Source organism: Micromonospora sp. NPDC023888, assembly GCF_040639415.1.
Taxonomy (GTDB): domain Bacteria; phylum Actinomycetota; class Actinomycetes; order Mycobacteriales; family Micromonosporaceae; genus Micromonospora.
The window spans coordinates 235753-247159 of the sequence record NZ_JBEZZW010000002.1; the positions used below are offsets into that span (position 1 = coordinate 235753).

11 protein-coding genes are annotated in these 11407 nt (G+C 70.8%); 3 read left to right on the forward strand and 8 right to left on the reverse strand.

Annotated elements, in window-relative coordinates; all coding sequences use genetic code 11:
- Positions 1–36: 36 nt before the first annotated feature.
- Positions 37–924, reverse strand: coding sequence for a cellulose binding domain-containing protein (locus tag AB0F61_RS02600; protein ID WP_357802573.1), 888 nt, complete (start codon positions 922–924; stop codon positions 37–39).
- Positions 925–1154: 230 nt separating this feature from the next.
- On the opposite strand from AB0F61_RS02600, the gene AB0F61_RS02605 reads away from it, so the two are divergent.
- Complete coding sequence (locus AB0F61_RS02605) at positions 1155–1598, forward strand: peptidase inhibitor family I36 protein (RefSeq protein WP_357802575.1); 444 nt, start codon at positions 1155–1157, stop codon at positions 1596–1598.
- Between the two features lie 2 nt (positions 1599–1600).
- Here AB0F61_RS02605 and AB0F61_RS02610 read toward each other — a convergent pair whose 3' ends face one another.
- Positions 1601–4084, reverse strand: coding sequence for a hypothetical protein (locus AB0F61_RS02610; protein ID WP_357802577.1), 2484 nt, complete (start codon positions 4082–4084; stop codon positions 1601–1603).
- Positions 4085–4472: 388 nt separating this feature from the next.
- On the opposite strand from AB0F61_RS02610, the gene AB0F61_RS02615 reads away from it, so the two are divergent.
- Positions 4473–5363, forward strand: a complete 891-nt coding sequence (locus tag AB0F61_RS02615) for a hypothetical protein (protein WP_357802579.1) — start codon at positions 4473–4475, stop codon at positions 5361–5363.
- A gap of 376 nt (positions 5364–5739) precedes the next feature.
- Here the strand turns inward: AB0F61_RS02615 and AB0F61_RS02620 are convergent, their stop codons facing one another.
- Entirely contained in the window at positions 5740–6576 is an 837-nt protein-coding gene (locus tag AB0F61_RS02620) for a hypothetical protein (RefSeq protein ID WP_357802580.1), read from the reverse strand.
- A 192-nt stretch (positions 6577–6768) separates the two neighbouring features.
- On the opposite strand from AB0F61_RS02620, the gene AB0F61_RS02625 reads away from it, so the two are divergent.
- Complete coding sequence (locus tag AB0F61_RS02625) at positions 6769–7404, forward strand: hypothetical protein (RefSeq protein WP_357802581.1); 636 nt, start codon at positions 6769–6771, stop codon at positions 7402–7404.
- 25 nt (positions 7405–7429) lie between these two features.
- Here the strand turns inward: AB0F61_RS02625 and AB0F61_RS02630 are convergent, their stop codons facing one another.
- The 5 genes from AB0F61_RS02630 to AB0F61_RS02650 are packed head-to-tail and all read right to left on the reverse strand — an operon-like array spanning position 7430 to position 11341.
- A complete protein-coding gene (locus tag AB0F61_RS02630; RefSeq protein ID WP_357802583.1) occupies positions 7430–7798 on the reverse strand; it encodes a DUF4180 domain-containing protein in 369 nt (122 codons plus the stop codon).
- Positions 7791–8237, reverse strand: a complete 447-nt coding sequence (locus AB0F61_RS02635) for a helix-turn-helix domain-containing protein (protein WP_357802584.1) — start codon at positions 8235–8237, stop codon at positions 7791–7793. The genes AB0F61_RS02630 and AB0F61_RS02635 overlap by 8 nt, the downstream gene beginning before the upstream one ends.
- A 44-nt stretch (positions 8238–8281) precedes the next feature.
- Positions 8282–10081 carry an FtsX-like permease family protein gene (locus tag AB0F61_RS02640; protein ID WP_357802586.1) on the reverse strand — a complete coding sequence of 600 codons (1800 nt, stop codon included), beginning with the start codon at positions 10079–10081 and terminating at the stop codon, positions 8282–8284.
- Between the two features lies 1 nt (position 10082).
- Complete coding sequence (locus AB0F61_RS02645; protein ID WP_357802587.1) at positions 10083–10805, reverse strand: ABC transporter ATP-binding protein; 723 nt, start codon at positions 10803–10805, stop codon at positions 10083–10085.
- Positions 10802–11341, reverse strand: a complete 540-nt coding sequence (locus AB0F61_RS02650; RefSeq protein WP_357802589.1) for a PadR family transcriptional regulator — start codon at positions 11339–11341, stop codon at positions 10802–10804. The genes AB0F61_RS02645 and AB0F61_RS02650 overlap by 4 nt, the downstream gene beginning before the upstream one ends.
- Positions 11342–11407 lie beyond the last annotated feature (66 nt).

The window sequence follows — 11407 nt, forward strand, 5'->3', positions numbered from 1 at the left end:
GCTGGACTCCGCTCGCGCCGGTCGTCCGGAGCGGGGTCAGGCGGAGGTGTCGCCGAACTCGCGTACGCCGTCGACGTCAAGCGTGATCCGGGAGTTCTCGGTCCACTGGCCTGTGGCGGCGAGCCAGCTCGGGTCGTCGCGCTCGTCGATGTCGCTCCAACTGTGCCGGTGATGCCGTAGCAGGATCGGCCCGGTCGACTCACCCGGCTCCAGCGTGCCGTCGGTGAAGGTCAGCTCGACCCAGCCGGGGACCGGTGTTCCCGGGATCGGGTAACCCGGCGGCGTTGGCGTCGTCATCCCGCCCGGTGGCCCGCCCGGTGGGATGAAGAACTGCACGGTCTGCCGGATCCGGTCACAGCCCAGGGCGGCCCAGTCGCAAGTGGGCACCAGCGAGGTGTTGGCGCCCTCGAAGCGCAGGTGGTAGCGCACCCGCACGGTGCTCAGGTCGAGCGGCCCGGTGCCGGTGTTGGTGACCTTCAGGGCGTGCTGGATCTGGTTGTTGGTCGGGGACCAGTCGAGGTTGAGGTAGCTGACCGTCGCGCGGCCGTTGGCGGTGCGCACGGTGGTGACGGGCGAGGGGTCGGAGTAGCCGCCGAGCGCGCGGGCGGCAACCGCGATCCGGTACGTCGTGCCGGGTGCCAGGTCGGTGAGCGTGATCGTGGTGTCGATCGACGTGCCGAGCCAGCGGTACGTGTTCGGGCCCAGCGGAACCTGCACCTCGTAGTTGATCAAGTGCTCGGCCGCCGGATCACCGACCCAGGTGGAGGGCGCCCAACTGAGGGTGAGCTGGTGTGGTTGGTTGACCACCACCGTGGGGCTGCCGGGGGTGCTGATCGCCGGGCCGTCGGCGCGGGCGACGTCGACGGCGAGCAGGCTCGCCAGCGCGGCGAGGGCGACGGCGGCGGTCAATCGGCGGGCAGACATGAGCGAATGGTAGCCGCAATGCATGGATATCAATGCGGTGTCTCACTTGTTGACGGCGGGTATGCGCGGCGGTGCCCCAATAGCGCATTGTCAGGATTCTGCACCTGTTCGACCTGGCGATCAATCAAGTTTCCTCAATACGCTGAGCGGGCGGCCCATCCATCGCGAGGTGTCGAATGGTCATTCCACGTCCCGTTGTCGCAACGCTCGCGGCCGTAATCTGTTGGCTTTTGATCGTTTCTCCGACGCCCGGTCCGGCTGCTGCTGCCCCCGCCGGAAGTCAGGAAACGGCCGATTATCTGGCTACCCACCCGGGCGGTAAGGCGATCAACGACAACGAGATCAGTTACGACGGTGGGGCGTTCGTCGTGACCCTGCGGCGGCCGATCGGGACGCTCGCCGTCGCCGACTGTCCGTCAGGCTGGTACTGCTTCTACGAGTGGCCCAACTACGGCTATCCCCGGGGTCGGCTCTCCGACTGCGGGCGGCAGAGCCTCGCCACCTGGTACTGGCAGTTCCGTGTCGAGTCGGCGCACTACAACCTCACGAGCGGGTCGGTCGGGTTCTACTACTACGACACCCGACTCTTCGACGTCGGTGCCGGAAACCGGGTTCGCAGCGACGCGTCCCCCTACCGCAACTGGCCGAACTACGTGCAGCGTCGCTGCGGGTGACGTCAGGCGCAGCCGGGCCCGGTGGTCCGGTCGGTCCGCTCCTTACGCAGGAACAGCACGTAGTCGAGGGTCTGGTTGTCGGTCACCGTGGTCGTCTCGTGACTGAGCAACTCGCCGGTGTGCGGGTCGAACTGCACGGTCTCCCGGCGGTCCTCGGCGTCGGCGCTGAAGGCCAACCCGGGTCGGTCGCCCCAGTCCGGGTACGCGCCCCTTTCCTGAATGCCAGGTGTTGCCGCCAACTCGAACAGCAGCGCCGAGATCTGCCCCGGGGTCAGCAGGTGGTAGCGGAAGAGCCGGCTGACCACGTTTACCATCCCGGCGGCGGTGCGCAGCTCCGGTGGTAGCTCGTTCAGTTGCGCGGCGAGTTGGCGGCGCAGTTCCGACGGGTCCACTGACGGCACCGGCGGCACCTCGGACAGGTCGCCCCGCCCGTAGCGGAACGTAGCGGGCACGCCGGAGCGGCGACCCTTGGTGGTCGTCGTGACGACCCGGCGACCGGACAGCGCGGGAGTCCACCACAGGTGTTCGTCCCGGTAGCTGTCCCGCTTGACCCCGGGCGCCAGGTCCGCCGGGGCCCAGACCCGCAGACAGGACAGGGTGTACGCCCCGTCGGCGGGGCTCGGGGCGATCCCTGCGACGGCCAGCGCGAGGTCGGCGAGGCGTTGCGCCCTGCCGGCGTACACCGGGATGTTGTCAGGCGACGGCACCGCACCCGGCGGCGCCTCGCTCGTCGGCGCGACCCGGGCGTCCCCGCGCCCCCTGAGCGTGCCTGCGCCGACCGCCGCCAGCGACGTCAGCGTCACCCCGCCGCCGAGCAGGATCACCAGGACGGCCCGCAGCCGGGGTGGCAGCCGGCTGATCCGGCCGGAGGCCGGCGGCGGCACCGGGAGGTTCGCTGCCGTGGGGCGGCGGGGTCGCGGAATGGCGTTCGTCCGGGCGGCCACGATGTGCCGGGGGACCGACCGGTTCGTACGTCGGTTCCCGTCCCGGACCGGAGGCCGCCCCGACGCGCTGGCGCTGGCCGCCGTGCCCGTCGCCGCGCCCGGCCGGCCGCCGACGGGCGCGTTGCCGTGCCAGCCACCGGGCACCTGGCGCTGCGGGATCGCCACCGTCGGCCACCGCCAGGTCGGCGCCTCCGGGGTGGACGGACGCCGCGCCTGGTCGAGGTGAGCCCGGTCCAGTGGGGCGCCCCGGTTCTGCTGGCTCGGCTGCGCGCCCACCGCGTCGAACCGGGCCGGCCGGTCGTTGCCCGGGAACGTGGGCTGCGGGTCCGCGCCGACGACCGGCACGGTGGGCAGGCCGGCCGCGGCAGGTGGGACGACATCGGGGCGGAACTCCCGCTGGTAGGCGAGCGCCGCGTGGGCGGCCAACCGGAAGTACCAGGCCCGACCGGCGCGGCCGGCGTCCTCGTAGGTACAGCAGATCAGCGCCTGACTCAGCAGGGAGAGCAGGTACTGCGCCCGCCAGTTCACACCCCAGTTGCCGTCCTTGGCGACCGCCAACCCGACCGCGTAGCTGGCCTTGATCACCTTGGCGGGCAGCGCGGGCAGCCGGTCCGACGGGCGTTCACGCGGATCGACAAGCAGGGTACGCAGCGCGTCGGCCTGCACGCTGCGGGTGCCGGCCGCCAGCTCGGCGTGGACGGCGTCCAACAGCAGGCTGACCAGGTCCCGGGTGAGCGGCGCGTCGACGGCGAACCGGTCGGTGTCCACCAGACAGAACCTCTTGAGGTGCACCGACCACGCACCGGAGGACGGGAAGAGAGCATTGCCCCCGTGCAGATCCCCGTGGGACACGCCGCAGAGCTGGTCGAGCGGATCGCCGTGGAACAGTGAGCTGCCGTCGCCGAACCGGAGCGGGTTGGGGACCACCGTGTTGGTGGCGGGGTCGAGCAGCCAGTCGGCGTCCAGGTCGCGCAGGCCGAGCGCGTCCGCCGCCGTGTACACCTCGGAGGTGGCTCCGGCGTCGGCAAGCTCCCGACGCACGAACTCGACGACGCTGGTCCGACTGCTCCGCCGCCCCGCGCGGTGCCACCCGTTCCACACCGCGTCGAGCAGCGTGCGGTAGGCGTCCTTGAGCTGGTCGTCGCTCACCTTGGCGAGCGGAACGACAAGCTCCGCGCCGTGCGCGATGTCCTGGAACATCAGGTACCGGCCGTCACCGACCGGGTATCGCGGGTACGGCTGGCCGACCAGGTGGCGCTCGGCGAACCCGGCGTCGACGGCGACGGCCGCCGCGTGCCGGGCGGCTTCCTCGATCGCCTGCCCGGCCGGCAGCACCTTGACGTACAACTGCTCGGCGTCGCGGCCATCGCGTCGTTGGACGATGACCGGGATCAGCTCCGCGCCGCTGCGCCCACGGCGTCGGGTGGCATGGCACGGCGGGCGGACGGTGGCATCACGCCCGGCCGCCCACTCCCGCAACGCGACCGAAACCGTCGCATCCTGTATGTACCGTTCGAACTCGTCAACGGGACCGTCGCCCATGTCCGCCGTTGGACCTTCCACGAAGTGGTGAAAGTGGACGCGGACGTTCGGGGGTGGCACGTCCGAGTGAGGGATGCGCGGTAAACGCGAAAGTCAAGCTACCGCAACTTTCGGGCGAACGCGGTATTTATTCGCAGCTTCCCCCCGGACCTACCCAAAGGTAACAAATGATCACCTTCCGCTTTCGCGGCATCGCTTTCGGTAACATCCATCAGGGCGGATCTCTGGGCGTCTCGGCAGGTCGTCAGACCTGATGGTCCGTTACGCGACGTAGTCAATTTGAAGATAACGCCTGGTGGGCCAATTACCTACCGTGAACCCGTCATCACGAACGGCCTCGGCGTCGGCGTCGTCACGCCCGCCCCGGGCCTCAGACGGGAGAAACACTATGCGCACCACCACACAAGCCCGAGCGCTCGTACTCGTGCTCGGTCTCCTCGCGGCCGGGGCGGTGCTCGTCCCGGCGAGCCCGGCGTCCGCCGCGGTCCCCGGCCTGGTCCGGATCGCCGCGACAAGCGTCAGCAACTCGGCCGACTTCCACAGCGCCACGGCCACCTGCCCGGTCGGCAAGGTGCTCACCGGTACGGGTTACGAGCTGAACGGCGTCACCGGTGAGGGCGTCGTCGACGACCTGCGCCCCAACGGCGGTGTCGCCGCCGCGCCGACGTCCGTCACCGTGGGCGCCTACGAGACGGAGGCGTTCGCCGGCAACTGGTCGGTGACGGCGTACGCGATCTGCGCCAACCCGCTGCCCGGCCTGGTGCGGGTCTCCGCGGTAAGCGTCAGCGACTCGGCCGACTTCCACTCCGCCACGGCCACCTGCCCGGTCGGCAAGGTGCTCACCGGTACGGGTTACGAGCTGAACGGCGTCACCGGTGAGGGCGTCGTCGACGACTTCCGCCCCAACGGTGGTGTCGCCACCGCGCCGACGTCCGTCACCGCCGGCGCGTACGAGGCGGACGCCACCGCTCTGACCTGGTCCGTGACCGCGTACGCCATCTGCGCCAACCCGCTGCCCGGTCTGGTGCGCGCGTCGGCAGTGGGTGCCAGCAACTCCCTCGACTTCCGCAGCGTCGTCGCGGGCTGCCCGGTCGGCAAGGTGATGACCGGCGCCGGCTACGAGCTGAACGGTGTCACCGGTGAGGGCATCGTGGACGACTTCCGGCCCAACGGCGGCGTCGCCACCGCGCCGACGACAGTCGACTCGGGTGCCTACGAGGAGGATGCCTTCGCCGGCAACTGGTCCGACACGGCGTACGCCATCTGCGCCACGGCGTAACCAGTCATCCGGTGTTGCCGCCCCACGAACACGGGGCGGCAACACCCTTGACCGGTCACCTCACGATCCGCCCTGGCGTTGGATCCGCCCATCGCCAGAGACCTTGGCTCGACCCAGGTCGCGCTCTGTGCCAGCGGACCCGGTCGCGGTACGGCGGTGACGTTGGTCAGGCGAGTGCTCCACGGGCGAACCCTGGCGGCCCGGAGCGCCGCTGCCCGGATGCCGCCGACCTCGCGCCGACTCGCCGCCGCTGTCGTGTTTGTTCTGCTTGTGGCTACCCATGGATCGCGCGTACCCGGTCACCGTGCGGCTAGTCGTTCTCGGTCCACTGGCTGGCGGCGGTCGGCCCGGTGGACGCTCGCGGGAGCGAGCGGACTCACGGATTCCAGTAGACGAGGACGCTGGCCTGGTCGAAGCGTCGTTCCTTCAGGTCGGCACGCTGTATCACCCAGTGGATGGTCGCGCCGCCCTGTCTGCCGCCGTGAAACTCGGCCAGCAGAACCCAGTCACCATGGTCGGGTGGCCCGTCCTTGCCGGAGTTGCCCGAGCGGTGGGCGCCCAACCAGGCGGGGTTGAAACCGTTGCAGTCAGTGCCGTAGCCGCCCAGCAGCAGCGGCGTCGTGTGGCCTCCGTAGGAGAAGGCGCCGTCCGGCACGTCGCCCAGGACCTCCTGCCACACCTCGGTCATCTCTTCGAACGGAGGATCTCCCGGCAACGGCGGAGACCACGGCGGCCCTGGGATCGTCTTGACGTAGGGCAGGGAGATGTCGACAGTGAGGTGCAGATCGCCCTGCGGGATCTCCGCGTAGACCTCGGCACACTCCTCGTCGTCTGGAGAGAAGCCCGGCGGATACTGCTCTCGCTCATCGACGGCCACGCCCGCCGGCACGTACATCACCTGGCCGTAGCCGTCTTCCTCGGGCCAACCGAACAGCAGCAGGTGGCCGTCGGCCGGTAGCGGAAGGTCGGTCACGTCTGCCGGAAGGGCAGCGCAGTCGATGGTGGCGATCAAGGGGAACCGGGGGTCCTCGGCGTCGGCTGGCAGCAGCACCGGCCCACGGATGACGCCCACGACCGGCCCGTCACCCTGCTGGGTCAGGAGCGCGGACGGGCGGGCGAGCCCCAGCCAACGCTCCACATCGGCGGCTGGGATGTTGCGGCGCAGCGCCTCGGCGCGGACCTGATCGAGAATCTTCTCGTTTCGGGGAAGCACGCGAGCACCGTAGATCAACCGTGCGACGTCCTTCGACCCTGCCGAGATGCGGTGTCGCTGTTGGCTGCCCGGAAGGCAGGTGCCCCGGCAATCGATACCGCGATTTGCCGTCGGCGGGCGGCGGGTGGGAGCGCCCCTCCATAGCGTCCGAACCACTGAGTTGCGCGAGCGCGCGATCTGAGGGAGGCGACCATGCAGGCGGCCGACGGTGTGGTGTTACCGGGGGAGCGGGCTCCGGTCCGGGTCAACATGGACAGGTGGCGCTCCGGGCTGCCGCGAGACGCGTGGCCCGAGGGCCTTCCGGCGACCGGCGAGATCTGGCGGCGCGATGTCTTCGCGGTGGCCGAGGCGTACCGGTCCGGCACCGCGAGCCCACGCCACCTGCTGACCGCCGTGCTGGTCTGGGCCTACGGACCCATCGGGTACGGCCCGTGGCGCGCCACCAGGTCGCTCGACGCCGACCCGAACGGCAAACGCCTCGCGTACGCGCTGGAGGAGGTGTCTGTGCCGACCCCCGACGAGGACGCGCTGCGCACGGCGTGCCGCCGCTTCGGCGACCCCGACCACGCTCGCCTGCCCTGGTTGGGGCCGGGCCTGTTCACGAAGGTCCTCTACTTCGTCGGCTACCGGCGTGGGGTGGGCGGCGTGCAGCCCCTGATCCTCGACCGTGTCGTGGCCGGCCTGCTCCCCGCCGAGGCCGGTGTCGGCCGGCGCAACGGCTGGTCTGCCGAGGAGTGGCTTGCCTACCTGCGGTGGGCGGCCGAGCAGGCCCGGGTGCGGGCAGTCGAGGCGGACGAGGTGCAGATGACTGTTGTCGACGGCGGGTGAGGTGGATCGCGCCGCGTGGAGGTGGCTATCGCGCCGCGCGGAGGCGGTCGTCGAGCGCGTCGAGGTCGGGGACGAACCAGATGTGCCCGCCCTGGTTCGACTCGTGCACCAGGGCGCGCAACGCGGAACTCTCCGCGAGCTGCGCCGAGATGTCGCCGACGATGGCCAGCCGCAGCCGGTAGTTGACGAACTTCTGCATCACGTCACCGGCGAAGCGGGTGCCCAGCGAGAAGAAGCGTTCGTCGAGTCGGTTGGTGGGCACGGCGACCACCTGGGCGCCGAGGAACGCCGCGCCGATCAGGTCCAGTGCGTCCTGCTCGGTGGCGACGGTCGGGCCGGCCGGGTCGCAGACCAGCACCTGCACGCCGGCGCGCTCCTGGATCTCGTCAGGCATCGTGGACCTCCGGGTCGAGTAGGCCGTTGTCGGCGTTGAGGACGGCGTCGAGCAGGTGCAGCAGTTCGGCGGTGTCGACCGGGGCGCCCAAAATGATGATCTTCATGCGGTGGCGTTGCTCGTCGTACACCGTCTGCACCCGCAGCGGGTTGGCCTGGTCGTGCGCGGTGTTGGCGCTGGTCAGCACGAGCGTGCCGAGCCGGTCGGCGGCGGCCCGGTCGACACCGTCGATCTGCACGATGCTCGACACCTCCGCCGGCCCGGTCACGGCGGCCGGTGCCTGCCCGGTGAGGGCGTCGAGATCGCTGGCGGCGATCCGATACTGCTTGCCGATCCGCACCGCGCGCAGCCGGCCCGAGCGGATGTAGCCGCGCACGGTGCGAACGTGCAGGTTGAGCCGGTCGGCCACCTGCTCAACTGAGTACAGTTCTTCCGTCATCGTTCCCTATGATACCCGGATAGGGAAGTGTAGGGAGCGATAGGTCAGGTCTCCGCCGACTGGAGGGTCTTCGCTACCGGGTGGCGTGCGGCGACCAGGGCCGGCACGGCGGTGAGCGTGACGACGGCGAGCAGCACTCCGCACGCCGCGCCGAGCATCCAGGAGGCGGGCGCGTACCGGTTGTCGTCCCCGGCGAAGTAGCTGACCAGTCCCACGAGGATTCCACCGGCGACGCCCGGTATCGCGGGAAGTAGCTGTGCAATCGCCAGACCCATCCCGGCCTGCCCGGGTGTCGCGCCGAGCGCGCGGGCGATCGCCAGCGGATGCCGGGAGTCGAGGACCGCGGTCCAGGTGCTCACGACCGTGTTGAGCAGTGCCAGGACGCATACCACGCCGACCACGAGGAGCATGGCCTGGGTGGTGCGCTCGTCGCGGGTGTCGGGAAGCGCCGAGTAGCCGAGATTCAACGGGTCGCGACGCTGGGCCAAGGCCATCAGCACAACGGCGATCGCGGTCGTGGCGATCAGGGTGTTCACAGTGACAAGCCGGGCGCGGCGCGGTCGGCGCGCGTTGATGCGTACCCCGATCAGGAGAGCGGTGGGCAGCCGGCGCGACAGCCAGATGGCCCACCCACGGCGTCGCGGTGGCGTCGCGGCGTCGGCCAGCGCATGGATGGTGCTGGTGGTGGCGGCGCGGACCACCGATCCCAGGGTCGCCGCGACCGAGATTCCGAGGGCGAGCGCGGTCGCCGCGAGGACGATGCGCAGCGGTGGCGGGTGGACGCCGACCGAGCCGATGAGCCCGACGGCCGGGCGGAACAGCGTGGGCGCCGCGAGCCAACCGGCGGCGAGACCCGTCCCGGCGGCGACAAGCCCGATCACGAGGTACTCGACGAGGTGGCTGATGGCGATCATGGCGGGCCCAGCCCCGACGGCCTTGAGCAGCCCCACCCGACGGCGCTGGCCGATGGCCCGGCCCGCGACGATGCCAGCGACGCCGGTCACCGCGAGGGCGGTCAGCAGCCAACTGCCGATCAGCAGGGCCTGCCGCGCCGGGCCGTTCAACCTGCTGCTGGCCTCGGCGATCTGCCGCTCGGTGCTGAAGCGCCAACCGTGAAACCTCGGATCGTGCTCAGTGTCGCCGAGCGACGGTTCGATCGCGGCGACGCCGCGTCCCGGGTGGGCCAGTGTGAGGTTCAGGGTGTACGACAGTGGCTGCTCACCGGCGAGCGGAGCGATGTCGCCGCGGTCGACCCAGACCAGGCCGCCACCCTCGGTCAGCACGCTGCCCGGGAGGTGCCACCCGGGGCGCGGGTACGCCGGTCTGGCGGCGGTGATCGCGATCCCGGCCACGTGCAGCGGGTGGCCTTCGACGGTGATTGTGTCGCCGGGGCGGATGGCGAGAGCGTCGGCGAAGGTGCGTTCGACCACGACGCCGCCGGGGCGTACCCAGGTGCCGTCGGTCACTGCAGGCCGGTCGACGGCGGCGGGTGCCTCGTCACGGCCCTCGACGATGACCCGGACGGTGGTGTCGCGGGCGGTCAGTGCCAGGAAGGCCAGCGGAAAGGGCCCGCTGTGCTCGGTGACGCCGGGCAGCGTCGCCAGCGGGGCGAGCGCGTCGAGGGCCTCCGGACCGGTGAAGCCCGGCTCCACCACCAGGTCGGGCCCGGCGGTGGCGGCCTGGGTGCGCTCGTACGGGCGGGTGACGAGTTCGTTGAGGGTGAGGCCGAGAGTCAACGTCGCGGTCGCGGCGGTGATGGCGACCAGTAGCAGCACGTTCTCCGTCCGGTGCTGACGCAGCCCTCGGATCAGCAGTCGCCAGATGAGCAGCAGACGGCCAGCCACCTCAGCGCACCTCGCCGTAGACGGTGCCGGTGTCGCTGAGGAGGCTGTCGTCGGCGAAGGCCCCGTCCCGCATGGAGATCACCCGGTCTGCGACCGCCGCGATGCGGGCGTCGTGGGTGACCACGACAAGTGTCTGCCCGGTGTTGCGCAACTCCTCGAACAGTCTCAGCACCTCCAGGGTGGCGGCGCTGTCCAGGTTGCCGGTCGGTTCGTCGGCCAACACGACGTGCGGCTCGTTGCTCAGTGCGCGGGCGATGGCGACGCGTTGGCGCTGGCCGCCGGAGAGTGCCGAGGGGAGGTGCGTGGCGCGGTCGGCCAGCCCGACCTGGTCGAGCAGGTGCAGGGCGCGCCGCCGAGCGCGACCCGGCGACCACCCGGCCAGCAGGGCGGCCATCTCGACGTTCTCCACCGCGGTGAGTTCGTCCATGAGGTGGAAGGACTGGAAGACGAGACCGACGGTGTCGCGCCGCAGCCGGGCGAGGGCGCGCTCGCTCATCGTGTCGATCCGGCGGTCGGCCAGCCACACCTCGCCGGCAGTGGGGCGCTGTAGCCCGCCCAGCAGGTGCAGCAGCGTCGACTTACCGCACCCGCTGGGCCCCATGATCGCCAACGTCTGGCCGGCGGGCACGTCCAGGTCGACCTCGTCGACCGCGCGTACCAGCGCGTTGTCCCAGCCGTACCACCTGGTCAGCCCGCGCGTCCGCACCGCCATCGACCCGGTCATGCCCCCGCCTTCCGTCCAGCTCGATCACGCTCGGACCACATGCGCTCGCACGCTTCCAGCCATTCCAGATCAGCCCGCAGCCGCAACACGACGCCCTCCAACAGCAATCCGGCAACCGGATCCACCGACCGCTCCAACGCCGCCCGTTGCGCGTCACGCAGACGGCGCAGCACCTCACGCCGTTGCGCGTCCACCAACGCGACCGGATCGGCCAACCGGGCAGCCGCAGCCGCCACCAGCTTCAGGTGAAACTCCGTGAGGTCCGGCTTCGGCCAGCTCACCTCGGTCAGCCAGCCGGCCACCCGCTGCTGTCCGGCGGGGGTCAACGCGTAGACCCGTCGGTCGGGCCGGTCCGGCAGGCCCTCGGCCTGTTCGGAGGTCACCAGGCCGGCCTTCGCCAACCGGGCCAGCGTCACGTAGACCTGCCCCGCGTTCATCGCCTCCCCGAGCGGGCCGAGCGCGTTTCGCATCCGGCTGCGCAACTCGTACCCGTGCGCCGGCTCCTTGGCCAGCATGGCCAGCACCACGTCCTGCACCCCGGCACACCCCTCGAATAGACCGCTAATAGATAACCGCTAGCTATGGCACTGTCAAATCTCGAC